Consider the following 26,719-nt stretch of genomic DNA (forward strand, 5'->3'; position numbering starts at 1 on the left):
CGGGCTCAGCCGGCGGGGGCGGCCGAGGCGGCCGGGGCGGCTGCCGTGCGGGCGAGGGAGGCGTGCGTGATCCGGCCGATGTGGGTGACGAGTTCGCCGACCGACATGGCCAGGATGGCGTCCATGTCCTTCTCCGCCAGGAAGCCCATCAGGTCCACCTCGGCGCCGTAGCGGTGATGGAGCAGCTCGGCGAGGGCGACGAACTCGATGCTCTCCAGGGCGAGGTCCTCGTTGAACGTCGTCTTCATCGTGACCTCCTCCGCGAGCAGGTACTCGTCGCCGACGATCTCCACGAGCATTCCGGTGATCTCGGCGAGGATGTCAGGTGCCATGACGGGTCTCCGTGAGGTGGAAGGGGACGGGGGACGGCGCCGTGCCGTGGGCGGTCCAGGCGACGACGTGGTCGGGCGGTCCGGGGGCGGGCCGGCCCGGGGCGGGCAGGTCGTGGTTGCGCAGGTCAGGGTCGAGCCGGTCGGTGGGGACGCGGGTGGTTCGGACCGGGTACGGGTGCCCGTCGGGGGAGCGCACGAGCAGCGCGCCGGAATCCGGTTCACCGGCCACCCGCCAGTCCCGCGGCCGGCCGCCGAGCCCGCTGCCCGCCGCCTTCGCCGCGGCCTCCTTCGCGCACCACAGGGCGGTGAGCGCGGCCGGCAGTCCGGTGCCCTCACAGGCGGCCAGCCGCTCGGCGAGGCGGAGTTCCTCCGGCCGCAGAGCGATCCGGACCAGCGCGCCGGGGTCGGCGGTCACCGGTTCCACGTCGATGCCGACCGCGTCGCGGGGGTGGGCGAGGGCGACCGCGATCCGGTCCTTGTGGGCGATCGACAGCCGGAAGCCGGGAGTGAGCGGACCCTCGGCCACGGGCCGGCCCGCGGGATCGTTCCCCACCGGCACCTCCACCGGGAACACCGGCCCGGCCCCGGCCCCCCACAGCAGTCCGCGCAGCGCGTCCTTGGCGGCGATCCGGCCCAGCAGCCAGGGCGCCCGGGCCCGCGGCGACAGCCGCTCGTACGCCGCCCGCTCGGCGGCGCCGAGGTAGCGGCGCATCACCAGCTCCTGCGAGGCCGGGTCGGTCCAGCGGCGGCGGGCCAGGCACCAGCCCTCGGGCCGTGGCTCGCCGATGCCGCACACCTCCGGGGTGAACTTCATCGGCCACACCCGCTCGTCGGCGCCGAACCGGCGGTAGGTCCATCCCTCGATCAGGGCCCACACCTCGCCCGTGGTGCGGCACAGTTCGAGGTCACCGCGCACGGTGATGTCCCGTACCTCCCGGATCCGGGCCGTGGCGGCGACCAGCTCCCCGGGGGCGGGCGGGGGACCGCAGAAGCGGACGCGGTCCACGGCGGCCGGGAACACCAGCCGGTCCACCGGGAGGCGCAGCTGCATCCAGTGGCCGAACAGCTGGCCCGCGGCGTCGAGCAGCGCCCCCGGGTCGGGGAGCGCCCGCAGCACGCCCCGGATGCCGTCCGAGCCGACGGTCCGTACCTCGTGCACCCCTGCGAAACGGGGGCCGTGGAACATCCACCGGTCGCGGTAGAGCGCCTCGGCGCTGACGGGGGCGGGCCCCGGTTCGCGCAGGGGAGTGGTGTCGGGCGCGGGCGGCTGCCCGTACCGCTCACCGAGCAGCACGACCACCGACGCGAACTCCCCGAGGGCGACGCGCGAGCGGCCGGGCCCGTCGCCGCGGACGGTGACCTCGACGTCGACGGCCGGTTCGACGGCGAGCCAGCGCAGCGCCCGTACGTCCTCGTAGCCGATGACGGCGAGGCCGGGCGGGGCGTGGCGCTGCGCGGCCTCGGCGGCCAGCTCCAGCATGGTGGTCATCGGTACGACGGGGAACCGGTCGGACTCCTCCGGCCAGCCGTCCGGCTGGAGGTACACGCAGTGGTCGCGTACGTAGGGCAGCGCGGCCAGCGAGCAGCGCAGGGTGTGATTCCCCGAGGGCTGTCCCGTGGCACGCGCCGCGCCCAGTCCCGTGGCCCGGCCCGTGTCCGGCGGGCGTACGGCCGACCAGGCCTCGGTGACGTTCCGGGCGGCCGCCGCGGTGTCTTCGAGGACCGCGTCCAGCGCGGACAGCAGGATCGGCCGGGGGGCGGACGGCTCGGCCCGGACCCGCGCCGCAGCGGCCGGGGCCGGGGCCGTGGGCAGGAGGCCGCCCAGCGCGGTGCGCGCCGTCTCGCCGAGGCGGACCAGCGGCGAACCGAGGTCCAGGGGCACGGCGCGCCCCGCCGGCGAAGGCGGCCGTACCGGCTCGGCCGTCTTCTCAGACACCGGTACGGACAACAGGTCCCAGCGCGGTGCGTGCCCCTCGGCCCAGAGCGCGGCGCAGGCACGCTCCAGCGCCGCCAGACCCGGAAGCCGGGGGGAGGAGGTGGACACCGAGAGGTGGGGGCGCTCGCGCAGGGTGTCCTCCACGAAGCCCGGCAGGCTGCCCGGGCCCAGGGTGACGAAGCCGCGCACGCCCTCCTCCTCGTACAGCCGCAGCGTCAGTTCGCGGAAGCGGACCGGCTCCAGGAGGTGGCGGACCACCAGGTCCCGCACGTCCCGCGGCTCGGCGGGGAACGGAGCGCACGTGGTGGCCGACCACACCGGTAGGGATCCGGGCCGCAGCGGCAGCCGGCCGAAGGCGGCGCGGACCTGGCCCAGGTACGGCTCCCACATCGGGGTGTGGAAGCCCGACCGGAACGGGAGTTCCTGGCCGAGCACCCCGTCGCCGCGCAACCGGCCGACCGCGGCCGCCACTTGGTCCGGTTCCCCGCATATCACCGACTGGTGGGGGCAGTTGTCGTGGCTGACCACCACCCGGTCCAGGCCGTGCAGTGCCGCCTCCGCCCGGCGCGCACCGCAGCCCAGCGCCGCGTACACGAGATCGGGCACCAGCAGGTCCGACGGCCGGAGCCCGTCCAGGAAGCTGTCGGCGGCTTCCTGTGGATACATCCCGGCGGCCACCATCGCCGCCCACTCGCCCAGGCTGTGGCCCGCCAGCACATCGGCCTCGACGCCGAGCGCGGGCATGACCCGGGCGAAGAAGCGGCCCGTCGCGATCGCGTCGAGGGCCCGCTCCACCAGGGACGTGCCCCGCGTGAGCCGGGGCCGCGCCGTCCCGAGCCGGTCCGCGACATCGTCCACCACGGGGGCGAACTCCGGCTCCAGGCCCGGGAACAGGAAGGCCACCCGGCCGCCCAGCGGCTCCGGTGTGAACCACACGTCCCCCCGGCCCCGCCAGGCCCGGCCGCGCGCCACCACCTTCGCGGCCAGCGCGAGCCGCTGGGGCGTGGGCCCGAACACCGCGAGCCGGCAGGGCCCGTCTGCGCCGGACACCGGCGAGCCCGTCGCCAACCGGGCCGACAGCTCCGCCGGACCGTCCGCGCCCAGCAGGAGTACGTCGCCCCGGGCGGACGCCCCCACCGGCGCGGCCGCGCCGCCCAGTGGCAGGAACCGGCGGGCCGGAGCCGCCGGGCGCGCGGCCGCCGGAGCCTCCTCCAGCACCACGTGCGCGTTGATCCCGCCGAAGCCGAAGGCGTTGACCCCCGCCCGGCGGGGCTCCGGACCCCGCTCCCACGGCTCCGCCGCCGTCACCGGCCGCATCCGGGTCCGGGCCAGGTCCGGGTGGGGCTCCTCCAGGTGCAGCGTCGGCGGCAGCACCCCCTCGTACACCGCCAGCGCGGCCTTGATCAGCCCGGCCATGCCGGAGGCCTGCATGGTGTGCCCGAGCATCGACTTGACGGAGCCGAAGCCGACCCCCGGCCCGGAACCCTCCCGCGCACCGAACACCTGGGCCAGGGTGTCGAGTTCGGCCACGTCCCCCACGGGCGTCCCGGTGCCGTGCGCCTCCAGCAGCCCCAGCGCGCCCGGAGCCCGGGGATCCAGGCCGGCCTCCCGCCAGGCCCGCTCCAGTGCCCGTACCTGGCCCGCGACCAGGGGGCTCATCAGGCTCGCCGCCCGGCCGTCCCCGGCCACACCCGTACCGCGGATCACCGCGTAGACGCGGTCGCCGTCCCGCTCCGCGTCCGCGAGCCGCTTCAGCAGCACCACCCCGGTGCCCTCGGAGAGCAGGGTCCCGTCGGCCCTCCGGTCGAAGGGCCGGATCCGCTCGCTGGGGCTCAGCGCCCGCAGCTGCGTGAACACGCTCCACAGCGTGGCGATGTGGCAGTGGTGCACGGCGCCCGCGACCACCGCGTCGCAGCGTCCGCCCGCCAGCAGCCCCACGGCCTGGTCCACCGCGAGCAGCGAGGAGGCACAGGCGGCGTCCAGGGTGTAGGCGGGGCCGCGGAAGTCCAGCCGGTTCGCGGTCCGGGCGGCGGTGAAGCTCGGCACCAGGCCGATCGACGCGTCCGGCCGCTCCGGCCCCAGCGCGTCCTGGAAAGCCGAGCGCACCGCCGCGATCCGCCGCTCTCCGAGCTCCGGCGCGAGCTCCCGCAGGGTCTGGGCCAACTGGTGCGCCGTACGCACCCGCTGGTCCAGCCGGGCGGTGGCCACCCCCATGAACCCGCCGCGCCCCAGCACCACCCCGATCCGGGAGCGGTCCGCCGGCAGCCGGTCCTCGCCTCCCGCGTCCGCGATGGCCTCGGCCGTCGCGTGCAGGGCCAGCATCTGGTCCGGCTCGGCCCCCTCCACGGCGGCGGGCATGATCCCGAAGCGGGTCGGGTCGAAGGCGGCGAGGCCGTCGACGAACCCGCCGCGCCGGCAGTAGAACCGGTCGCCGGACACCGGGCCGGTGGCGCCGTCGGGGTCGTAGTACACCTCGGGATCCCAGCGCCCCGGCGGGACGTCGCCGATCGAGTCCGTACCGGCGAGCAGATTGCGCCGGTAGGCGGCCAGATCGGCGGCCCCGGGGAACACCGCGCCCATCCCGACGATCGCCGCGTCCGTGGGCCGCGGGCCGCGCCGCCGCTCACTCATCGCCGCGGCCCTCCTCCGCCATCAGGACCACCTGTACGTCGGTTCCGTGCGCGAGTTCGGCGAGGAACGCGGCGGTGCCCGCCTCGGGACCGATCAGCGGGACGCCGCGCCGGGCGTACGCACGCTCCAGCTCGGGCGTGACCATCCCGCCCGCCTCCGCCGCCCAGGGGCCCCAGTCCACGACCAGCACCCGGCCCGGGAAGGACTCCGACCAGGTGTGCGCCAGGCAGTCGAGGGCGTCGTTGGCCGCGGCGTAGTCGCACTGGCCGCGGTTGCCGTACACCCCGGCGACACTGCCGAACAGGGCCAGGAACCGGGGCGCGGGCGCCGTACCGTGCTCGGCCGCCGCTGCGGCCAGGTGGCGGGCGCCGGCCACCTTGGTGGTGAACACCTCGGCGAAGTCGGCCGGTTGCTTGTCGCGCAGCAGCCCGTCGCGCAGGACACCGGCGCCGTGCACGATGCCGTCCAGCCGGCCGTGCCGGGCGCGCACATCGGCCACGACGGCCCGCACGGCGCGGGCATCGGTGACGTCGGCGCAGTGGTAGCGGACGGAGGCCGCCGCCGTGGCGAGGGCGGCCAGCGTGGCCCGCACCTCGCGCTCGGCGAGGATCCGCGAGGCCGCCGCCTCGATCTCGGCGGGCGTACGGAGTCCCGTGGCGATCAGCGCGGCGCGCAGTGCCACCCGGTCCTGTGCCTGGGCGAACTCGTCGCCTCCGGGGTCCGGTTCGGGCGTACGGCCGACCAGCTCGACGTGGCAGCCGGTGGCGCGGGCCAGGGCCAGGGCGGTCCGGGCGGTGATCCCGCGGGCCCCGCCCGTGAGCAGGACCACCGATCCGGGGCCGAGGGGCGGCCCGTCCGGTCCGTCCCCGGCCGGGGCGAGCGGCGCGGACACCGCGCCGCGGGCGACCCGGGCTCCCTCGGCGGTGTACCCGACGGAGGCGGGGCCGTCGGCCGGGGGGCAGCTCAGCTCGGCGAGGAGCTGCGCCGCGATCCGCTCCGGGTCCTCCTCGGGGTGGATGCCGACCGCGCGGATCAGCGTGCCGGGGAATTCCAGGGCCGCGCTGCGGGCGAAGCCGTGCAGACCTGCCCCGGGGGCGCCGGGCGCGGTGACGAGGAGCAGCCTCCGGACCCCGCCGGTCAGGGCGTTCCGCAGCCCCGGGAAGGCCTCGGGGAGCAGGGGCTCGGCCCCCGGGCGCAGCGCGGACAGGTCCACGATGCCGTCGAACCCGGCCTCGGCCTCGGACACGACCTTCACCTCGGCGCCGTGCGTGCCCAGCGCCGCGCCCAGGGCGAGCGCGACGCCCTGGCCGTCCTCGACGACCCCGATCCGCAGTCCGCGCAGGGCCCGCGGGTCCCCGGCCGCCGCGGGTACGGACACCAGGTCCACGCGGAGCCGACGGAGCAGGCTGGCCGGGGCCGGGGCCGGGGCCGGGGCCGGGGCCGCCGGGCCGGGCAGGGGTGGCACCGGGCCGGGTTCGGGCCCGGGTTCGGGCCCGGGGTCGGCGGACGGCCCGGCGGGTGCGTGGGAGGTGACCCAGTCCACGATCCCGCGCAGGGTCTTGATCCGGGACAGCTCCTCGACCGCGGACTCGGCGGAGCCGCCCGGGTCCTGCGGCAGGCCGATCCGGTCGGCCAGGGCGCCGATGATCTCGACCCGCTTGATGGAGTCGATGGACAGGTCCGCCTCCAGATCCAGCCCGGGGTCGAGCATGTCCCGGGGGTACCCGGTCCGCGTGTGCACGATCTCCAGGACGGCGTCCATGACCTCTTCGGCGGAGGGGGCTCCGCCGGTGGGCCCGGCCGTCGGCCGCAGCCCGGTCGCCGGGGAGTTGTCGGGTGCCTCGGCCGTGAGCAGGTCCGGCGCGGCGCCCGACCGGGACCGGTCGTACGCCTCGGCCGGAGGCCACCCGGGGTCCGGGGTGGGGGCCGAGGCGGGCGCCCCCGCGCCCAGGTAGCCCAGCAGGACGTCCCGCTGCGCCTGGACCAGTTCGCGGGTGCCGCGGAGGTACTCCAGTACCGCCTCCTCGCGCCGGTCGGCGGCCACCGGATCGGGACGTGAACCGGCACCGGCGGCTACACCGGCACCCGCACCGGCGGCCGAAGCGGAGGCCCAACCCGCAGCGACTGCCGGAGGCACTCGGCGGGCCGGCCGGAGGCCGCCGGCCACCGGGGCGCCGTCGGCGGTGCGCACCAAGTGGCCGTCCACCAGCCAGCCCGGACGCCGCGGCGCCCGGTCCGGCAGGACGGAGGTCCGGCCGCGGAACAGCGCCTCCGGCGCCACCGGCACGCCGGCCGCCGCGAGCTCCGCCAGTGCCGTGACCAGCCGGACCAGGCCGTGTTCGCCCGGCACGTCCAGCGGGACCACCGTGTGCGGGCGGTCGCGCAGGATCCGGCCGGTCAGACCGGACAGGACCCGGCCCGGCCCCGCCTCGACGAAGGTCCGCACACCGGCCGCGTACATGGCCTCCACCTGCTCCACGAAGCGGACCGGCTCCGCGAGCTGGCGTGCGGCAAGGCCCCGTAGCTCCTGGGCGGAGGCCGGATACGGGCCGGCCGTCGTGTTCGACCAGACGGGGACGCGCGGGGCGGCCACCGCGGTCGCCGCCAGTTCCGCCGCGAGGGCGGCCGTCGCCCCCGCCACGACCTCGCTGTGGAACGCGCACGCCACGGGCAGCGGCTCGGCCGACAGGCCCGCCTCGCGCAGCGCCGACACCGCGGCGGCAACGGCCGTGGTCGGGCCCGATATCACGCACTGCCGGGGCGCGTTGTGGTTCGCCACCACGCACCCGGCGCGCGCGGCGATCTCCCGTACCTCCTCCGGCGCGGCCGACACCGCCGCCATCGCCCCCGGATCCTCCCCGGCGGCGGCCACGATCGCCTCGGCCCGGCGCGCACTCAGCCGCAGCAGGTCCGCCGTGTCGTAGACCCCCGCCGCCCACAGCGCGGTGAGCTCCCCGTACGAGTGCCCGGCCACGCCGTCCGGCCGTACGCCGAGCTCGGCGAGCAGCAGGTGGGCCGCCGCCCCCGCCAGTCCGAGGGCGGGCTGGGCCACCCGGGTGTCGGTGACAGCCGCCCGCTGCGCGGCCCGCCCCTCGGCGGTGAACGCCGTGGGCGGGAACACCGCCGAGACCACCGGTGCGGGCGCCGCGTCCAGGAGAGCGCGCAGGGCGGGGAACCCCATGAACAACTCGCCCAGCATTCCCGTCCGCTGGCTGCCCTGCCCGGGAAACAGGAACGCCACGCGCCCCGGGTCCGCCGCCTCCTCGCGTACGTGGACCCCCGTGCCCGGGGTGAAGGCCCGCGCCTGCTCCAGCCGGGCCGCCAGTTCGTCCAGACCGGCGGCGACGACGGCGACGTGGACGGTCCCGGAGCCGGAGGCCGGTTCCGCCGCGAGGTCGCGCAGGGCCCACGGCCGCCCGGCCGCGTCGTTCTCCTCCAGCCGGGCCGCGAGCCGCGCGATCGCCCGGCCCGCCGCCCGCCGGTCCTCGCCGCGGAAGCAGAACAGCTCGGCCGGCCATTCCTCCAGGCCGTGGCGGGGTTCCTCGCAGCCCCCGTAACCGGCCAGCACCGCGTGGTAGTTCGTGCCGCCGAAGCCGAAGGCGCTCACCCCGGCGATCCGCTGCTCCGGGGGCACCGCCCAGGGCCGGGCCTCGGCATCGAAGGAGAACGGGCTGGTCTGCGCCCGCCAGGCCGGGTTCGGCGATTCGATGTGCAGGGTCGGCGGCCGCACACCCGCGTGGACCGCTCGGGCCGCCTTGATGAGCCCGGCGAGTCCCGCCGCGCATTTGGTGTGGCCGAGCTGCGATTTCACGGATCCCAGCGCACACGAGCCGGGAACGGCGCCCGAGGCGGTGAACAGCTCGCTCAGGACGGCCAGTTCGGTGCTGTCGCCGACCACCGTCCCGGTGCCGTGCGCCTCGACCAGGCCCACCTCGCCCGGGGAGACACCGGCGCGTGCGTAGGCCCGCTCCAGTGCCCGCCGCTGCCCTTCCGGCCGGGGCGCGGTCAGACCGAGGGACCGGCCGTCGCTGGACGCGCCGACCGCCTTGACCACGGCGTACACCCGGTCGCCGTCCCGTTCCGCGTCCGCGAGCCGCTTCAGCACCAGCGCGCCCACGCCCTCGCCGAGCGCGATCCCGTCGGCCGCCGCGTCGAAGGGCCGGCAGCGGCCGCCGGGCGACAGGGCGCGAACGGAGGAGAACATCAGGTAGTCGTTGATGCCGTTGTGTACGTCGGCGCCTCCGCAGACGACCATGTCGCTGTCCCCGTCGCGGAGTTGGCGGCAGGCGAGGTCCAGGGCGGCGAGGGAGGACGCGCAGGCGGCGTCGACCGTGCAGTTCGCTCCGCCGAGGTCGAGCCGGTTGGCGACCCGGCCCGCGATGACGTTGGCGAGGATGCCGGGGAAGGAGTCCTCGGTGAGGCGCGGCAGTTGGTCGTCCAGGGCGGGAGGGAGCTCGCCCAGGTAGGACGGGAGCAGTGCGCGCAGTCCGTACGCACCCGCCAGTTCGGTACCGGCCTCCGCGCCGAAGACCACCGAGGTCCTGGCGCGGTCGAACTCCCGGTCCCTGCCGTAGCCGGCGTCCCCGAGGGCTCGCGCGGCGATCTCCAGTGCCAGCAGCTGGACCGGTTCGATCCCGGCCAGGGAGGCGGGCGGGATGCCGTGCGCGAGGGCGTCGAAGGGCACCGGGCCGAGGAAGCCGCCCCAGCGGGAGGGGGTGCGCTCGCCGGCCCGGGCCGGGTCGGCGTCGTAGTACAGCTCCGGGTCCCAGCGTTCGGCCGGTACCTCGGTCACCGCGTCCGCACCCGCCAGGATCCGCGCCCAGTAGGCGGCGAGGTCGGGCGCGCCGGGGTAGGCGCAGGCCATTCCGACGATGGCGATGTCGAGCGGGTCGGCCGCCGTGGCCGCCGTCTCGGACCCCGTCGTCGCGAAGTCCTCGGCCCGGCGTTCCAGCAGGGCGGTGGCACCCTCGGTGACCTGCGCGTGGAGCGCGGCGACGGTCGTGGTCCCGGAGCGGAGCACGGCGGCCTGTCCCAGCATGAACAGCCCCTCGGCGTACTGCTGCTCCGCGTCCACCGGCTCCAGGGCGGACCCGTCGGCCGCCCGCCGCAGGCCCTTGCTGGCGATCCGCAGCCGCCCCAGGTTGAGCCGTTCCAGCTCCTCCCACACCTCGCGCGGCTCGGCGCCGCTCCCGGTGAGCCGCAGCCGGGTCGCTTCGAAGCTCTCGGCGTACGGGGTGGGCGCGCAGCGGGTGGCATGTCCGGGCGCGGTGTGCAGCAGCACGGTGTCCGCGCACTCCACGGCCGCCCGCTGGAAGCCGGGCAGTACCGCGCCCGCCGCCACGGCCTCCTCGGTGAACAGGTAGGCGGTGCCCATCAGTACCCCGATCCGCGCGCCCCGCTCGGCCAGCGGGGCTGCGGCCGCCATCGCCATGGCGGCGGAGCGCCCGTCGTGGATCCCGCCCGCGAACAGCACGTCCAGATCTTCGGGTTCGGGGCACGACAGCAGCCGTTCGATCTGTTCCTCCCACAGGGGGAACGAGGCGCGCGGCCCTACGTGTCCGCCGCACTCCAGCCCCTCGAAGACGAACCGGCGTGCACCCTCGGCGAGATACCGCTCCAGCAGCCCCGGTGACGGCACGTGCAGATGGGTGCGGATCCCGGCCGCCTCCAGTGGCGCGGCCTGCGCCGGGGTGCCGCCCGCGATGATCGCGTACGGCGGGCGGGCTTCGGCCACGGCCGCCAGCTGCTCGCCTCGCAGCGCGGCCGGGGCGAAGCCGAGCAGGCCCACGCCCCAGGGGCGTTCCCCGAGCCGCTCGGCGCTCTCGGCCAGCAGCCGGCGTACGTCCGGGCCCTCCATCACGGCGAGCGCCAGGTACGGGACCCCGCCCGCGGCGGCCACCGCCTCGGCGAAGGCCGCCTGGTCGCTCACCCGGGTCATGGGGCCCTGGGCGACGGGCAGCGGCCGGCCCGGAGTGCGCCCGAGCGGCCGGACCCGTACGGCGGCCTCGAGGTGCCCGGCGATGGCCGCCCGTACGGCCTGGAGCACCCCGCCCGTGGTCCGGTGGCGCGCGGCCAGCCGGGCGGCCGAGGCGCCGTCCTGCCCGACGGGCAGCAGCTGCGCCCGCAGGTCCCGGGCGCCCAGCAGAGCGGGCACCGGCCCCTCGGGCGGGGTCAGGTCCGGACGCGCGAACACCCGGTGCCCGTCCGTCAGCCGTGTCTCGGTACCGTCCATCGCCCTCAACGCCGCGGTCACTTCGGCGGGCAGGCCCGCCTCGCCCTCGGCCGTCAGGGCGAGCTGTACGTCGAGCAGGACCCCGGCGGCCCCGCCCGCGACGGCCGCGGCCGCCGTGTGCGGCCCGATCCCGCCATGGGCCAGTACCGGGACCTCGGCCGCGGGGTCCGTGAGCAGCTGCTGGAGCAGTACGAAGGTGGTGGCCGTGCCGACCCGGCCCCCGGCCTCGTGGCCCTTGGCGACGAGGGCGGCCGCACCGGCGGCCACGGCGGCCCTGGCCTCCGCCGGGCTGGTGACCTCGGCCCACACGCGGGGCCGGCCCGCAGCGGCCGCCCAGCCGGCCACCCGCTCCGGGGTGTGCGACGCGGGGTCGGCGAGCAGCACGGTGTCCACCGCGGGCGGCAGCTCCTCGGGCCCGAGCGGGCAGCCCGCGGGTACCCGTACACCGTGGCGGCGGCCGCCGCCGAGCCGGCGGGCCAGTTCCGCGACGGCGCGCCGGGCGGCGTCCGCGTCCCGGCCGAGATCGAGCAGCCCGAGGGCCCCGGCGCGCTCGGCGGCGGTCACGATCCGCGGGTGGGGCTCCTCGAACGGGCTCACCGCGACGACCAGGTCGCGGGTGGCGGCGGACTGCGGGGGGTGGGGGGTCACGGGCGCTCCTCTTCCAGTGCTGTGTGACATGGCGCGATCAGGGCGCAGTACAGGGCGGAAGAACCGGGGGAGTGCGGCGGGCGAGGGGCCCCGCGGTACGGGTGGTGCGTCTGCGGCGGCGCTCACGGCGGTTCGCACGGGCGGCGGGCGGTCCGCCGCCGGTGCGCTGGGCTTGAACAGTGGTCAAACGGCCCCACGCCGGGATGCATCGTGCGGGGACCGCCGTGCACTGTCAACAGGCATGCGGAGTACGTCGTTTCGCTCGCACCGGGCGCGCGGTGCGCCCGGAACGCACCTCGACCCGACCCGCCGAACGAGCCCCTCACGCCGCTGGCCTGCGGTGTTTCCCGACGGGCGGGGCCGGCCCCGGCGCGCGTGCCGGCGCACGACACGCCCCGGGCTCATGCCGCACCGGCATGTGTTGCCGCCGACCCGGCATGAACGCCCCCGCCGGGTCACGTAGTTGTTCACCCGGTGGCCCTTACGGGTGCAACCCCGCGCCGTTACCGTCCGGTCATGACCCCCACGCTCGCGCAACTCCGCTACCTCGTCGCCGTGGCCGACTGCCGGTCCATCACAGGAGCCGCCGCGGCCGTGTTCGTCGCCCAGTCCGCGCTGTCCCGTGCCGTCCAGGCGATGGAGCGCGACCTCGGTGTCGAACTTCTCGCACGCCGGGGAAGGGGGGTGGACCTCACGCCGGAGGGGGCCCGGGTCGTCCGGCTGGCCCGCACCGTGCTCAACGCGGTGGAGGCCATCGACGACATCGGGACCCCCCACGGCAAGGACTCCCGGGCCGTCCTCACCCTCGTCACCACGCCCACCCTCGCCCTCGACCTGGCCGCCGACCTGGTCACGGCCTTCGCCGAGAGGCATCCCGGCGTGGACGTCAGGATCCAGCAGCACGACAGCCGCGAGGCCCTGGTCCAGGAGCTGAACCTGGGGCGCTCCGAGCTGGCGCTGGTGGACCTGCCCGTCGACAAGGAGCTCTCCACCCACCACATCCAGGAGCGCGAGGTGGTACTGATCTCGCCGATCGGCTCCCGGCTGCCCGACCCGCTGCCGCTGCGCATGCTCGACGGACTGCCGATGGTGCTGCCCACCCCGGGAACCGGCCGGCGCACCGAGATGGAGGCCATGTTCAGCTGCCTGGGCGTGCGGCCCGTACCCTCCCTCGAGGTCGACGAGCGCCTCGCCTGGGTGACCGGCGTGACGGACGGCCGCGGCTCCCTCATCTGGTACCGCGACGTGGTGTCGAGGGCCTTCGGCAGCAGGGCGGAGATCCGCTCCTTCACACCGTCCCTGCTGCGCCCGGTGGGCATCGCGCACGCCCGGCGGCCGCTGAGCCGCGCGGCCCGCGCCTTCATCGCGCACGCGGGGCGCACGGCACCCGTACGGGAACCGGTGCGCTGACCAGACATGCCGGCTCGGCATTGAACAATGCTCGAACGGGAGGCGGTTGGGCCTGGTGCCACGTACTCACGTGCCATCACATGGTGGGCATGCCCCGACTCCTGACACCCCCACGGGCCGCCGCCCTCGCGACCGCGGCCCTCGCCACGCTCCTGTCCGCGACGGCCTGGGTGGCCACCGCCACCGCCTCGCCCGCCTCCTCGGCCACGCCCAGCCCGGCCGCGCCCGTCCACGCGGCCGCCGGCACCTTGGCGCCGGAGAAGAAGTGCGCCCTCCCCGGCGGCCTGGCCGAGCTGAGCGGCCTCGCCATGAGCCGCCGCCACCCGGGCGTCTTCTACGCCGTCAACGACAGCGGCAACACCAACCAGGTCTTCGCGATCGACTGCACCAACGCCACCGGCCGGCTCGCGGCCACGTTCACCGTCTCCGGCGTTGGCAACACCGACTGGGAGGGGCTGGCGATCGGCAAGGACGCGAGCGGCGGGCCGACGGTCCTGGTCGGCGACATCGGGGACAACTTCAGCGGCCGCGCGGAGATCACCGTGCACGCGTTCGCCGAGCCCGAGCGGCTCGCCGACGCCGCGGTCACGCCGGCCACCTACCGGTTCGCCTACGCCGACGGCCGGCACGACGCCGAGTCCCTGCTCGCCGACCCCGTCACCGGACGGCTCTACGTCGCGAGCAAGGTCATCGGAGCGGCGGGCCAGCTGTACCAGGCACCGCTCCCGCCGGTGACGGGGCAGCTCAACACCCTCACCGCGGTCCGGCCGGGCCCCGTGTTCGCCACCGACGGGGCGTTCTCGCCGACGGGAGCCTCGTACTCCCTGCGCAGCGGCGGACCGCTGGGCGCCAACACGGCCTCCGTGTACGACACCTCGGGAGCCAAGCTCGCGGACGTCGCGCTCCCCGCCCAGTCTCAGGGGGAGACGGTGACGTACGCCGATTGCGCGAGCCTGCTCGTCGGGTCGGAGAACGATACCCAGATCTGGCGGGTGCCGCTGCCGCCGGAGGCCGCCCCGGACTGCGGCACCACACCGACACCGACCCCCACCCCCACGCCGACCCCCACTCCCGGGCATCTGAAGCTCGCCAACCCGGGCCCGCAGACGTGCAAGTTCAACCAGTCCTGCGCCATCCAGCTCACCGCCACCGGCGGAAAGCCCCCCGTCCGGTACGCGGCCACCGGCCTGCCGTGGGGTCTGACCCTCGACAGCGCCACCGGACGGGTCACCGGCAAGCCCTGGGGCAGCGGCACGGTCCAGGTCACCGCCGCCGTCACCGACTCCGCCGGGGGCACCGCAGGCACGGCATTCGCACTGACCGTCAACTGGTTCTGAGACGGGGCGGGGCGGGCTTGTACAACCCGCCCCCCAAGCCGCACTGTTGACCGAGTCTCGTTCATCAGGTCAGGAGAGCCGGCTTGTCGTCCCACATTTCTTCCGCCCCGCACGCTTCGGACACCCCGCACGTCATCGACCCCGCGGGCGGCTGCCCGCACGCCCTGAACGCCCGGCTGCGTGCCCAGGGCGCCGTGGCGGAGGTCGTACTGCCCGGCGCGGTGCCCGGCGCGGTCGTCCTCGGGCACGAGGCGCTGAAGGAGTTCCTCGCCCACCCGGACGTGGCCAAGGACGCGCGGCACTTCCCGTCCCTGCACGACGGCACCATCCCCCCGGACTGGCCGCTGCGGGTCTTCGCCAACGCCCAGGGCATGCACACCGCCGACGACGCCGACCACCGCCGGCTCCGCTCGCTGGTCGGCAAGGCCTTCACGGCCCGCCAGGTCGAACGGCTGCGGCCCCGCATCGAGGAGCTGACCGCAGGACTCCTCGACGACCTCGGCCGGGCCGCGGCCGAGACCCCGGACGGGGTCGCCGACCTGTATGCGCACTTCGCGCTCCCGCTCCCGATGAACGTCATCTGCGAGCTGCTCGGCGTGGACCCCGAGCACCGGGGCCGACTGCACCACCTGACCAACACGGTGATCATCGCGACCGACATCACCCCGGCCGAGAAGATGGCCGCGCTCCAGGAGCTCGTCGCCCTCATCGGCACGATCGCGGCCGCCCGGCGGGCGGCTCCCGGGGAGGACCTCACCAGCGGTCTGATCGCCGCCCGCGAGGACGACGGCGACCGGCTCAGCGAGGCCGAACTCATCGGAACCATGCGGCTGATGCTCGTCGCGGGCCACGAGACCACCCTCAACCTCATCACCAACGCCGTCCGCGCCCTGTGCGCCCACCGCGACCAGCTCGCCCTCGTCCTGGACGGGAAGGCCACCTGGTCGGACGTGGTGGACGAGACACTGCGCTGGGACGGCCCGGTCAGCTGGTTCCCCTTCCGCTACCCCACGCGCGACCTGACCGTCGACGGCACCGTGATCCCGCAGGGCACCCCGGTGCTCGCCGGATACACCGCGGCCGGCCGCGACGAGGCCTTCCACGGCCCGGACGCCGACCGGTTCGACATCACGCGTCCCACGGCCGCCCGTCACCTCTCCTTCGGCCACGGAGCGCACTACTGCATGGGCGCCCCGCTCGCCCGGCTGGAGGCCACGATCGCGCTGGAGCGGCTCTTCACCCGCTTTCCCGACCTCGATCTCGCGGTCCCCGAGGCCGAACTCCCGCACCAGCGCAGCTTCATAAGCAACAACGTCCAGTCGCTGCCGGTCCGCCCGGTCCGGCCGTAGGACCCGGGCTCCGCCGGCCGCCGGGACCCGATCCCGGCGGGCGGCGCGTCACCCCAGGCCGTCACCCCAGGTTCACGGGCCGCTCCGGGGCCAGATGGTTGGCGATCGCCTCCAGGACGTTCGAGCTGGCGTTCTGGACGGTGCTGCCGAGGCCCTGGGTCGCCACCGTGGCGATGGCGATCTTCTTGGACGGCAGGTACGCGACCGTGCCCGCGTAGCCGGCGAAGGACGGGTTCTGGAGGATCCAGGTGTTCTGCACCGGCAGACCCAGGGCGAACCAGGCGTTCCCCTTGATCTTCACGACGGGGGTGAGCTGAACCTTGTGCGACTCGGGCGTCAGCAGCTTCCCCTCGCCGATCGCCGCGAAGGACTTCGCCATGTCCTCCAGCGTTCCGGTCATCACCGCGCCCTCCGCCATCGTCCACGACGGATTCCAGTAGGTGGCGTCCTCGAACACGCCCCGCTCGTTGTCGAAGCCGTGGAGCACCGGCGCGGGGATCTCGGCCCTGGACGAGATGTCGGTGTGGGTCAGGCCCATCGGCCCGAGGACGTCCTCGCGCATCACCTCACCCAGGGGCTTGCCCCTCATCCTGGAAATGATGTCGCCCAGGATCACCCAGTTGGCGTGCGAGTAGGCGAAGCCCGAACCGGGGGGCAGCACCAGGGGCTTGGAGACCGCGATCTGCACGCGCTCCTCACCCGTCCAGAACTGGAAGGGGTCCTTGTACAGATCGGCGATGAAGGCCTTGTCCGTGACGTAGTCCGCGTACCCGGAGGAGGCGGAGGCCAGCATCTTCAGCGTGATCTCGTCCGCGTGCGGAAGGTCCGGGCGCCAGCGGGAGATCTTGTCGTCGAGCGTGACCTTGCCCTCGTCGACCAGCTTCAGCAGCTCGGTCGTCATATAGGGGATCGCGACCGAGCCGATGCGAAGGCGCATGTCCGTCGTCGCGGGGAAGCCCGTCACCGTCTCCCCGGCCGCGGCGGCCGAGACCCGCTCGCCGTCGACCCACACCTCGGCCATAGCCGCGGTCAGTTTGTACTTCTTGAGCGCGTCGGCCACCTGCTGCCTGGTGAAGGCCGCGGTATCGGCCGGAATGCAGGTGCCGCCTCGGGACACCTGGCCGGCCGGGCACTGCTTCGCGGCGCTCTCGGCCCGGCTGAGGGTGCAGCCGGGCGCCAGCGCGGCGCCCAGAAGAAGGTGCACGCAGGTGAGGGTGAAGGTCTTGGAACTGCGCACGGTGGTGCCTCCATGCAGGTCGAAGGCGAAGTTCCCCCATTCCGCGATTGCAGGCCTCGTCTCGCAGGCTAACCGGGGGTGTCGCCCGCCGCGCTCCGGAAGCGCTCCGGGAGTGACGGCCGACACCCGGTGCTGTGACCGGCGACAGCACCGGCTGCTAAGCGGCCTCCAGCGGGGATTCACCTTGTCGGCGTGGTGCGGAAGCCTCCGTACCCGGTTTCCCGGGGCGGGTCCGCTCGGCCCATGCGGCCACCGGAGGTCCTGCCGCGCCCAGACCCGCGAAGAACAGGCCGAGGAGCAGCCATCCCGTGTGTCCGAGCGCAAGGACTGCCCCGGTAAGGATGACAGGGGCGAGGGCTTGGCCCGCGTGGAAGCCGATGCCGAAGAGTCCCTGATACTGCCCTTGGGCATGGTCGGGTGCGAGGCCGAAGCCGAGCGCGTAGCCGCCCGACGACTCCCACACCTCTCCGACGCTGTGGACGCACACGGCGAGGACGGCGAGCGCCGGCGCGACCCACGCGGGAACATCGGCTGTCAGTGCCATCAACGGACAGCTGATGAGGAACAGGAGCCCGGCGCGGCGGAAGGCGCGGCCGCCCTGTCGTGGGGTCTCCACCTTGGAGCCAAGTCTGCTCTGGAGCAGTACGCAGACGCCGCTGTTGATCGCGTAGACCGCTGCCACGGTCCAGCGCGGTGCGTCGGTGTGGGCGGTGAGCCAGATCGGCAGCAGCAGGGAGACGGTCTGGTACTGCAGGCCCATGGCACTGTAGAGCGCGACGAAGGACACGTACGGCCGGTCGGCCAGGACGGACCACTGACGGTGTTCCTTGGGCCGGGGCAGAGGCCGGTAGTCCGGGACGCCCAGGAACGCGATCAGTCCGGCGCAGGCGAAGCTGGCGGCGTTCGCGAGGATCAGCCCGGTGTAGGCAGGGCGAGTGTCGATCTGGATGGCGAAGGCCGCGCCCAGGGTGCCCACGACGACGCCGAGATTGACGAAGGTCCGGAGTCTGGCCCGGAAGGCGGCGGGATGTTCACCGCCGACCCTTGCGATGAGCGCACCGCCCGCGGCGCCGCCCGCCGTGGCGGCCAGCCGGTCCAGAGCGGCGACGAGCGTGAACGCGAGCCAGCTGTCGATGAAGACGAATGCCGCCATGGTGGCGGCCTGCAGGGCGAGGGAAACCAGCCAGATCGTGCGTGGCCCGTACCGGTCGGCGAGATTCCCCGCCGGTATGCCGGCCGCCAAGCCGCACAGGCCGGCGATCGTCAGACCCGCCCCTACCTGCGTGGCGGGCAGGTGCACCACGAACGTGAAGTAGAGGATGGCAGCGGTGTTGAAGAGACCATTGCCCACCCTGCTGACGAAACTGGCGGTGATCAGAGCTCGCTGCGGACCGGAAGCCGCCCCGCTGGGTATCCGTTGCCCTAACCCGCTCTTGATCATGTCGATCAGGCTAACAGGGGCACTTCGTGGCGTCGGCAGTCGATTTCACCAGCCCGCGCCCGGCGGCGCGAGCTCCGACGCCCATCAGGCCCCACCCGAACCGGGCCCGGCCGACCGGCGGGCCGGTCATCGCCCCGGCCTCCTGCCCGGCGCCGGTGCCGAGCAGGTCGTCCCAGGCGGAGTGGAACCCGAAGCTCCACGGCTCACACACCCGGTCCGACCCGCACCGTCACCGCGTGCCAGCCGGTCGCCCCGTCGGGCAGGGTCCCGGTGCGTTCCCCCGTCTGAGGGGTGCCCGTGCCGTCCGTGGCGCGGACCTCCAGGGTGTGCCGGCCTGCGGTCGCCTGCCACGGCCACACCCACTGGCGCCACGTGTCGGCGCCGTCCGAGGCCCCCAGCCGCGCCTCGTGCCAGGGGCCGCCGTCCACGCGTAGCTCGACCCGCGCGATCCCCCGGTGCTGCGCCCACGCCACCCCTGCGACCGCGACCGGGCCCGGCGCGAGCGTCGAGGACGGGCGGGGGGTGTCGATCCGCGACTGCGTCTTGACCGGGCCCATCGCCGCCCAGGACCGGCGCACCCAGTACGCGTCGTACGCGGCGAAGGTGGTCAGACGCAGCTCGCTCAGCCATTTGCAGGCGGAGACGTATCCGTACAGGCCCGGTACGACCATCCGGACCGGGAACCCGTGGGCGAAGGGCAGCGGCTCGCCGTTCATCCCGACGGCCAGCAGCGCGTCCCGTCCGTCCATCACCGTCTCGACGGGCGTGCCGAGCGTCATGCCGTCCACCGAGCGCGACACCAGCTGGTCGGCCGGCCCGCCCTGGGACGGCGGCCGTACGCCGGCCTCGCGCAGCAGGTCCGCGAGGCGGACGCCGAGCCAGCGGGCGTTGCCCGCGTACGGCCCCCCGACCTCGTTGGACACACAGCAGAGGGTGATGTCGTGTTCGACCAGGGGGCGGGCGAGCAGCTCCCGCAGATCGAGGACGAGGGGCTTCGCGACCCCCTCCCCGTAGATCCGCAGGCGCCAGGTGTCCGCGTCCACGCGCGGGACGACCAGGGCGGTGTCCACGCGGTAGAAGTCCTGATTGGGCGTGATGAAAGGGGAGATGCCGGCCACCGGGAGATCCGCTCCGGCGGGGACCGGTGGCGCGGGCACGGCGGGCGGGGGGAGACGGAAGCGGGCCCGGGAGGCCGTCGCTCCGGCGGAGCCGTATGCGCCGAGGCGCCGCCCGGCGAGGCCGGCCGCGGCGGAGACCGCGAGGGTGACGGCGACCAGCCGCCCGAAGCCGCGGCGGTCCATCGTCCAGGCGCCGCCGGGCGCAGTCCCGGCAGGCCGGGGCCGATTCGCCGCCGTGACCAGCAGGTACAGCACTCCGGCCGAGGCCGCGCCGCCCACCAGCGACGGCAGCGCGTCCCGCCAGGACGCCGCCGGCCGACCGAGCGCGGCCGCCGCCCCCAACAGCCCGAAGCCGGCGGCGACGGCCATCCCGGCGCGGAGGTGGCGGACGGCGAGCATCCCGGCCCCGGCGGCGACCACGCCCAGCACGGCGACGATGCCGAGCGTCAGCACCAGCTTGTCGGCGGTGCCGAAGGACCGGATCGCCCACTCCTTGACGGCCGCGGGCGTACGGTCGACCACGGCCGCGCCGACGGCAGTGACCGGGGAGGACTCGGGCCGGACGGCGGCCGCGGCCAGCTCGGCCAGGGCCAGTCCCGCGGCGGCGGCCACCAGCCCGCTGACCGCTCCGGCGAACAGCCGCCGCCGACGCCCCGGGTCTGCCTTCGCACGGTCCATCGGGGTTCACCGTTCCGTCGTTGTGCCGACACCCCACGGTAGGTCAGCCCCCGGCGACACCGCCTGCGGCAGGGCCGCCGTCCGCCTCGGGGATCCGGGCGCGCGGAAGCACGCCGTCGTCGACGGTCAGGTCCTCCCGGACGCCCTCGTCCCAGCCGCGGTCCGGCATCACCCGCCGCTTGCGGAGCTCCACCACCCCCTCGGCGAGCAGTAGGGCTGGGGCTTGCTCCTGTTCGGTCTCGGACATGCCCCCGATCCTTTCCGGACCCGCCCCGTCCGAGGGAGCGCCCGGTGCGCGCTCCCTCGGACGAGGAGGGATGTTCCCCCGACAGAGTGACGATCACCCGATAAAGCGATGATCACTTCGTTCGGGGGTGTACGTCAGTCCGCCGCCGCCGCCGCGGCCGCGGCCGGGAGGGACGCGGCGATCCCGGCCGCCAGGCCGTACGGGTCCCCGCTCGGCCGGACCGGATGCCGGGTGGTCCGCCGGGCCCACTCCTCCTCGAAGGCGTGCCAGTCGATCGCGCGCGGCGCGGCCCGCCGGACCAGCGCCTCCTTCAGCGAGTCGAAGTACGCGTCCCACCTGGGGGCGTACAACTCCGAGATCAGGCCGCTCCATTCACGGTTCGCGTAGTCGTGCAGGAAGCCGCCCTCACTGGTGCCGCGCAGGCCCCACACACTGAGGATCGAGCGGGCGTCGTACTCGTACCGGTCCTGCTCGGCCCGGTCGGCGCCCGAGGAGCGGGCCCGGTCGAGCCAGCGGCCGAGCAGGAAGTTCGGGTCGCTGCCGGTGACCGCGTCCAGCTTCCGCTCCCCGTCCCGCCACTCGTCGGTCAGGTCGCGGAAGAGGGCCAGGTTCCCGGCCTCGTACGCCGCCCTGATCTTCGGGAGCAGTACCCGCGAGTGGTTGGCGAGCGCCTGCCGGGCGGTGTCCACGAGGTCGAACCGATAGGCGCTGGAGGTACGCAGCCGCGGATCCACCCTGAGCAGGTGGTCCAGTGCCCGGCGGACCGAACCGGCCGGATAGCGCACCGACTTGGGGCTCCAGTACGCCGCCCCGGCCGCGGTCAGGCTCGGCCGGGCGGTGAACAGGCTGTCCTGCGACTCCGACCACAGCCCCGACGAGGTGCTGTACGGGCCCTTGCGCAGCTCCTCCCACGCCGCCGCGGCCTCGGCGTCCGGCCGGCCGTAACGGCGGGCCGCGAAGCCGGCGAACCACCGGCGCTGGTCGATCGGCCCCGGCTCCCAGGCCAGGTCGGTGAACAGGTCGAAGGCGGCCGGATTGGTCCCGGTCGCCTCCGGCAGGTAGGCGATCCCGGTGAGCGCGCTGTTGCTCTTGGCGCGCCAGGGGCCGAAGCGCTCGATCCACACGGAGGTGTTCGCCCCGATGGTGGTGTGCCCGCCGAAGTTGTAGATGGTGCCCATCGCGTAGGGAGCGCCGCCCCAACGGGTTTCGCGGTCCAGCCGGTTGTACCGGTCCGACAGACCGTCCAGGATCAGCAGCTTCGAGGTGTCCACGCCGGCCAGGAGTTCCGCCGTCGGGTCGTCCTGCCAGCCGAGCACTGCCCACAGCGCGCCCGGGTGGGCGGCGTGCAGGGCGGCCTGGACCGCCCCCGCGGCGGACTTCACGTCCACCGGGCCCGTCCGGCCGCCCTCGTGCAGCGGGCTCATCCGGTACATCGTGCTGTCCCCGAACACCGCCCGCTGCTCCGCGTAGTACGCGGCGGCCAGCTTCCCGAACGCCGGTGAGGCCGGGTCCAGCCAGTCCGGCCGGTCGAAGCCCGCCCAGTCGCCCTGCGGCACGGTGGCCGAGTCCGGGTTGCGGGCGGCGAACTCCGGCGGCACGGTGCCGAAGTAGCCGGGCAGGACCGGGGTCATGCCGAGCCCGCGCAACTGGTCCGCGATCCGGCCGCCCAGCTCGGCGCGCTCGCGCATCAGCCGCTCCGAGACCGGGCCGCCGAAGCCGCTGAGGTTCTGCAGCAGCCACCAGCTCTGGTGGCCGGGGCCGGGGATCCACCGGCGCAGTTCCTCGGCGGAGTAGCCGAAGCCCTGGAGCGCCCGGTAGTACGGGTACTCGGCGCCGACCTGCACGAACACCTCGTTGATGCCGTGCAGGGCGAGCAGGTCGATCTGCCGCTGGTGCTCCTCGAAGGAGCGGTACGGGCCGGAGTACCCGTCGTCGGTGTCGTTGAGCGCGTACCGGTGCGGTACGAGCGCGCTGCGGGTGACCGGGGCCGGGACCTCCGGCAGTTCGGCGGGGAGCATGCCGATGCTGTCGCCGGGCCAGCCGATGTCGGCTCCGGCGACGTGCTGGAGGTACCAGCCGACACCGGTGAGCAGGGTGGCTCCGGTGCTGCCGCGCACGGTGATCGCGCCCGGCGTTCCGGAGACGGTGAAGGTGTCGGCGGCGGCCGCCGAGTCGGGCACGAGGGTGAACTGTCCTGCGTGGCGCGGCAGCAGCCGCTGCAGGGAGGCCCGCGCGGGCGCGACGTCGAAGGTCCGGGGGCGCGGCGCGGCCGGCGGCTGGGCGCCGCGCGCGCGGAGGCGTACGGGCAGGCCGGCCCGGCCGGGCCCGGCCGGGTGCGCGCCGTCCCGCGCGTCGCCGTGTACGTCGGCCCGTACGGGCGGCCGCGCGCCCGGGGCGGTGGCGCCGGGCGCGGGCCCCGCGCAGACCAGGGCGAGCAGCGCCGCGGGGAGGGCGGCGAGGGCGACCGGGCGGGGGACGGGCAGGCGCCCGCGTCGTGGTGCGGGCGCGGGCGCGCGCTTGAGCTCGGGGCCGGGGCGAGAGCCGGGGTCGGGGTTCGGGTCGGGCTCGGGCATTGGTCTCCGGTTCGGCGTCGGGTCCGGGTTCGGGTGCGTCATCCGTCCGCCGTCAGACCGGCAGGGCCCAGGCCTGGTCGACCCGGTGGTCGCCGCAGGGGGCCAGCCGCAGCCGTGCGGCCGGGGCGTCCGGGGTGGCGGCCGCGGCCGGGGCCGTCAGGCACAGTCCGCTCGCCTCCTCGACGAGCGCCCCGTCGCGGCGGTGTGCCCAGCTCTGGCCCCGCTGCCCGGCCTCCGCGGGCGCGCAGTCCGCCAGCTCCACCAGGCCGTCCTCGCCGGCCGAGAGGCACTCGCCGGCCAGCCGCAGGCGCGCGTCGCCGCCCGCGCTCCACCGCTGGTCGGGGGCTCCGGTGCACGTCCCCATGACGACCGCGCCGACACCGGTGGTGTTGGCCCCGTCGGCGCACTTGGCGCCGTCACCGACGATCTGCCCGGTCGGCACGGCCTGGGCGCAGCCGCGCGGGGTGAGCCGCCAGACGGCCGTGTCGTGACCGGCCAGCCTCCCGGTCAACGTCTCGGAGACCTCCCGGCGTTGCCCGCTCCACAGGTCCCGCGCGTCGGCCGTGCAGGACGGCAGCCCGATCTCGTCGAGCGGCACGTTGATGTCGCGGGCGGCGCCCGAGCGGTTGAGCACGGCCACCGCGCGGTCGCCGTTCGCGAGCGGCCGGACCAGGATCTCGAAGGTCGCGTTCGAGGAGACCACCGCTCCCTGACGGCCCATGGGGTCCTGGTCCAGCTCGATGAGCCGGGTGTTCCCGAGGGCGGCGAGCCCGCCCGGTGTCAGGTGGGAGACCTCGGAGGACAGGATGAAGGGGGCCGCCATCATGGCCCACAGGGCGACCTGGCTGCGGCTCTCGGCGTCACTGAGTCCGGGGGCGCCCGCGATCAGGAAGTCGGGGTCGTTCCAGTTGCCGGGGCCCGCGTACCGGCCCAGCCAGCGGTTGTAGCCGTAGTTGCCCATCACCGAGCTCCACCGGGACGTGGCGGGGGTGGCGGGGTTGTACACCTTGATGTCCCGGCCCTCGCGCCACAGCTGGCCGGTCTCGCCGACCCACCCGAGGACCTTGTGCCAGTCGGAGCCGCCCCATTCACCCTGCTGGAAGTAGGCGGGCGCGGAGGCCGACAGCACCATGTCCCGGCCGCTCGCTCGCAGGGCCGAGGCGACGGCGTTGTACGCGTCCCGGTAGGCCTGTTCCTTCGTCCTGCCCTCCGGTACCCACAGGTTGCAGCCGTCCATCTTGACGTAGTCGACGTCCCAGGAGGCGAACTGCCGGGCGTCCTGCGCGTAGTGGTCCGCGCCGCCGCCCTGGGGGGCGCCGCTTCCCGGGTACTTCTCGCAGGTGAGGGAGCCGGCGTCCTGGTAGATGCCGAACTTCAGGCCCTTGGCGTGCAGGTGGTCGCCGAGCCAGGCCATGCCGTGCGGGAACTTCTCCTCGTCGACGACCAGCGCGCCCCGCGCGTCGCGGCTCTTGGTCATCCAGCAGTCGTCGACGGTCACCGTGTCGTAGCCCTTGGCGGCGAGCCCGGTGGACACGAGCGCGTCGGCGTTCGCGACGACCTTGGCCTCGTCGATGTCGCACATGTAGTGCGCCCAGTTGTTCCAGCCCATGGGCGGGGTGAGTGCGAGCGGGGTGTCGGAGGTCGCGGTGGGCTCGGCCCCCGCCGGGGCGGGTGAGAGCGCCAGGGCGAACAGGGCGGCCGCGGTCAGACAGGGGAGCGAGGTGCGCAGGCGAGGCGGCACGGAGTCTCCTTGACGTGGACGTGGGGCAGTGGGGCAGTCGTGCGCCCAGTGCAGCGACGCGACTACCCGCTGTCAACGGAAGTCGATGAATATCCGCCAATGACCAGCAATATGGCCGCAGTCGATGACGCACTAAGGGTGTGATACGGCGTATGTTACGGTGTATCTCATGCCGAGGAGATCAGCCGCCCTGGACCGGGCCACCCCCGACGCGATCGCCGTCGCCGCCCTGCGCATCCTCGACGAGGAAGGGCCCGCCGCCCTGAGCTTCCGCGCCCTCGCCGACCGGCTCGACGTCTCCCACGCCACCGTCCAGCGCCGCTGCGCCGACCTCGCCGGACTGCTGGACCTCTGCACCGAGCACCTGGCCGCGCAGCTCCCCGACGTCCCCGCCGGAACGGACTGGGCGGACGCCGCCGAGCAGCGGTTCGGCGCGCTGTACCGGCTGCTCACCGCCCACCCCGGGCTGCTCGTCCTGCGCGGCGGCCGCCCCTGGCTCGGGCGGCAGCTGCTGGCCCGGCTCGTGGAACCCGCGCTCGCCGACAGCGTGGCCGCGGGGATGACCGCCGCCGAGGCGATGACCGTCTACCGCCGCATGTACCTGCTCACCCTGGGCAGCGCGGCCTTCGTGGACCACCGGGACCCGGCCGGAGCCACCGCCGCCTCCCGGGCGGCCCTGGCCGCGCTGGACCCGGCCGAGTTCCCGGTGCTCACGGGCGGGCTGGCCGACGTACTGCCGCCGCTGACGGACCACGAGGTGTACTACGGCGCCCTGCGCCAGCTGATCGAGGCCGCCCGGCCCGCCCGGCCGCCCGCCGGGCCCACCGCCTGACGAGGAGACCGACCATGCAACCGGAACAGCAGCTCGACTACGCCGCCGTACGCGCCGCCGCCGACCGGATCGCCGGAGCGGTACGCCCCGTCGCCGTGGCCCCGGCGGCCCAGGGCGTCTGGTACGCGCTGGAACACCTCCAGCACACCGGCTCCTTCAAGGCCCGCGGCGCGCGCAACTTCCTCGCCGCCCACCGCGAGGCCGGCACCCTCCCGGAGGCCGGCGTCACCATCGCCTCCGGCGGCAACGCGGGCCTCGCCTGCGCCTGGGCGGCCCGCGCGCAGTCCGTGCCCGCGACCGTGTTCCTGCCCGTGGGCGCCCCCCGGGTGAAGGTGGAACGGCTGCGCGGGTACGGGGCCGAGGTACGGCTCGTCGGCGACCGGTACGCCGAAGCGCTGGCCGCCTGCGAGGAGTTCGCCGCCGCGAGCGGAGCCCTGAGCAGCCACGCCTACGACCACCCGCTCATCGCGGCGGGCGCCGGGACCCTGCTCGACGAGGTCCGGGCCGCCCTGCCCGGGCTGGACACCGTGGTCGTAGCCGTCGGCGGCGGCGGACTGTTCGCCGGGGTCGCCACCGCCGCCCGTGAACACGGCGTACGGGTGGTCGCCGCCGAGCCGGAGAACTGCCGGGCCCTGAACGCGGCCCTGGCGGCGGGCCGCCCGGTCGACGTCGCCGTGGACTCCGTGGCCGCCGACTCCCTCGGGGCCACCCGGGTCTCCTGGGACGCGCTGGCCGCCGCGCAGGACGAGGCCGTGCGGTCGGTCCTGGTCCCGGACGGGGCGATCACGGCCGCCCGGCGCGCGCTCTGGGAGGAGCACCGGCTCGTGGTCGAGGCGGGCGCGGCCACCGCGCTGGCAGCGCTGCGCGACGCGTCGCGGCCGCTGGGCGAGCGGGTCGCCGTGATCCTCTGCGGGGCCAACACGGACCCCGCGGACCTGGTGGTCCCCGGGATCTGAGCCCGGCCCGGACGGACGACG

Annotated in this window: 14 protein-coding genes; 5 read left to right on the plus strand and 9 right to left on the minus strand. The window is 75.2% G+C overall.

Going from position 1 to position 26,719, the window contains the following annotated elements; genetic code table 11:
- Window positions 1–5: 5 nt before the first annotated feature.
- The 3 genes from OG429_RS32680 to OG429_RS32690 are packed head-to-tail and all read right to left on the minus strand — an operon-like array spanning window position 6 to window position 11,779.
- Window positions 6–332, minus strand: a complete 327-nt coding sequence (locus tag OG429_RS32680) for an acyl carrier protein (protein WP_328928857.1) — start codon at window positions 330–332, stop codon at window positions 6–8.
- Entirely contained in the window at window positions 322–4,899 is a 4,578-nt protein-coding gene (locus OG429_RS32685) for a polyketide synthase (RefSeq protein ID WP_328928858.1), read from the minus strand. Before OG429_RS32685 ends, OG429_RS32680 begins: the two co-directional genes overlap by 11 nt.
- Window positions 4,892–11,779: an SDR family NAD(P)-dependent oxidoreductase gene (locus tag OG429_RS32690; RefSeq protein WP_328928859.1), complete on the minus strand. Its 6,888-nt coding sequence runs from the start codon at window positions 11,777–11,779 to the stop codon at window positions 4,892–4,894. The genes OG429_RS32685 and OG429_RS32690 overlap by 8 nt, the downstream gene beginning before the upstream one ends.
- Before the next feature lie 516 nt (window positions 11,780–12,295).
- Here OG429_RS32690 and OG429_RS32695 point away from each other — a divergent pair.
- The 3 genes from OG429_RS32695 (at window position 12,296) to OG429_RS32705 (ending at window position 15,875) form a co-directional block, all read left to right on the plus strand.
- On the plus strand, window positions 12,296–13,189 hold the full coding sequence (locus OG429_RS32695) for a LysR family transcriptional regulator (protein WP_328928860.1): 894 nt from the start codon (window positions 12,296–12,298) through the stop codon (window positions 13,187–13,189).
- Window positions 13,190–13,278: 89 nt separating this feature from the next.
- Window positions 13,279–14,526, plus strand: coding sequence for an Ig domain-containing protein (locus OG429_RS32700; RefSeq protein ID WP_328928861.1), 1,248 nt, complete (start codon window positions 13,279–13,281; stop codon window positions 14,524–14,526).
- 83 nt (window positions 14,527–14,609) lie between these two features.
- Window positions 14,610–15,875: a cytochrome P450 family protein gene (locus OG429_RS32705; RefSeq protein ID WP_328928862.1), complete on the plus strand. Its 1,266-nt coding sequence runs from the start codon at window positions 14,610–14,612 to the stop codon at window positions 15,873–15,875.
- A gap of 61 nt (window positions 15,876–15,936) precedes the next feature.
- On the opposite strand, the gene OG429_RS32710 is transcribed toward OG429_RS32705, so the two are convergent.
- From OG429_RS32710 to OG429_RS32735, 6 genes are all read right to left on the minus strand, one after another.
- On the minus strand, window positions 15,937–17,112 hold the full coding sequence (locus OG429_RS32710; RefSeq protein ID WP_328928863.1) for a serine hydrolase domain-containing protein: 1,176 nt from the start codon (window positions 17,110–17,112) through the stop codon (window positions 15,937–15,939).
- Window positions 17,113–17,269: 157 nt separating this feature from the next.
- A complete protein-coding gene (locus OG429_RS32715) occupies window positions 17,270–18,553 on the minus strand; it encodes an MFS transporter (protein WP_328928864.1) in 1,284 nt (427 codons plus the stop codon).
- A 203-nt stretch (window positions 18,554–18,756) separates the two neighbouring features.
- The gene (locus OG429_RS32720) at window positions 18,757–20,349 is read right to left on the minus strand and encodes a molybdopterin-dependent oxidoreductase (RefSeq protein ID WP_328928865.1); all 1,593 of its coding nucleotides are present in this window, start codon (window positions 20,347–20,349) and stop codon (window positions 18,757–18,759) included.
- Between the two features lie 43 nt (window positions 20,350–20,392).
- Window positions 20,393–20,596, minus strand: coding sequence for a hypothetical protein (locus OG429_RS32725; RefSeq protein ID WP_328928866.1), 204 nt, complete (start codon window positions 20,594–20,596; stop codon window positions 20,393–20,395).
- A 134-nt stretch (window positions 20,597–20,730) separates the two neighbouring features.
- On the minus strand, window positions 20,731–23,169 hold the full coding sequence (locus tag OG429_RS32730; RefSeq protein WP_328928867.1) for an alpha-N-acetylglucosaminidase: 2,439 nt from the start codon (window positions 23,167–23,169) through the stop codon (window positions 20,731–20,733).
- Window positions 23,170–23,221: 52 nt separating this feature from the next.
- Window positions 23,222–24,910 carry a ricin-type beta-trefoil lectin domain protein gene (locus OG429_RS32735; RefSeq protein ID WP_328928868.1) on the minus strand — a complete coding sequence of 563 codons (1,689 nt, stop codon included), beginning with the start codon at window positions 24,908–24,910 and terminating at the stop codon, window positions 23,222–23,224.
- A 169-nt stretch (window positions 24,911–25,079) separates the two neighbouring features.
- On the opposite strand from OG429_RS32735, the gene OG429_RS32740 reads away from it, so the two are divergent.
- Window positions 25,080–25,742 carry a TetR/AcrR family transcriptional regulator gene (locus OG429_RS32740; protein WP_328928869.1) on the plus strand — a complete coding sequence of 221 codons (663 nt, stop codon included), beginning with the start codon at window positions 25,080–25,082 and terminating at the stop codon, window positions 25,740–25,742.
- Window positions 25,743–25,756: 14 nt separating this feature from the next.
- Window positions 25,757–26,698, plus strand: coding sequence for a serine/threonine dehydratase (locus tag OG429_RS32745; RefSeq protein WP_328928870.1), 942 nt, complete (start codon window positions 25,757–25,759; stop codon window positions 26,696–26,698).
- The last annotated feature ends 21 nt before the right edge of the window (window positions 26,699–26,719 follow it).

It is taken from the genome of Streptomyces sp. NBC_00190 (assembly GCF_036203305.1).
In the GTDB taxonomy this organism is placed as follows: domain Bacteria; phylum Actinomycetota; class Actinomycetes; order Streptomycetales; family Streptomycetaceae; genus Streptomyces.

Excerpts from the sequence above, each read along its gene's own strand:
- OG429_RS32730 (WP_328928867.1), bottom strand. The coding sequence starts at position 23,169 with ATGCCCGAGCCCGACCCGAACCCCGACCCCGGCTCTCGCCCCGGCCCC.
- OG429_RS32720 (WP_328928865.1), bottom strand. The coding sequence starts at position 20,349 with ATGGACCGTGCGAAGGCAGACCCGGGGCGTCGGCGGCGGCTGTTCGCC.
- OG429_RS32680 (WP_328928857.1), bottom strand. The coding sequence starts at position 332 with ATGGCACCTGACATCCTCGCCGAGATCACCGGAATGCTCGTGGAGATC.
- OG429_RS32685 (WP_328928858.1), bottom strand. The coding sequence starts at position 4,899 with ATGAGTGAGCGGCGGCGCGGCCCGCGGCCCACGGACGCGGCGATCGTC.
- OG429_RS32725 (WP_328928866.1), bottom strand. The coding sequence starts at position 20,596 with ATGTCCGAGACCGAACAGGAGCAAGCCCCAGCCCTACTGCTCGCCGAG.
- OG429_RS32715 (WP_328928864.1), bottom strand. The coding sequence starts at position 18,553 with ATGATCAAGAGCGGGTTAGGGCAACGGATACCCAGCGGGGCGGCTTCC.
- OG429_RS32745 (WP_328928870.1), top strand. The coding sequence starts at position 25,757 with ATGCAACCGGAACAGCAGCTCGACTACGCCGCCGTACGCGCCGCCGCC.
- OG429_RS32695 (WP_328928860.1), top strand. The coding sequence starts at position 12,296 with ATGACCCCCACGCTCGCGCAACTCCGCTACCTCGTCGCCGTGGCCGAC.
- OG429_RS32740 (WP_328928869.1), top strand. The coding sequence starts at position 25,080 with ATGCCGAGGAGATCAGCCGCCCTGGACCGGGCCACCCCCGACGCGATC.
- OG429_RS32700 (WP_328928861.1), top strand. The coding sequence starts at position 13,279 with ATGCCCCGACTCCTGACACCCCCACGGGCCGCCGCCCTCGCGACCGCG.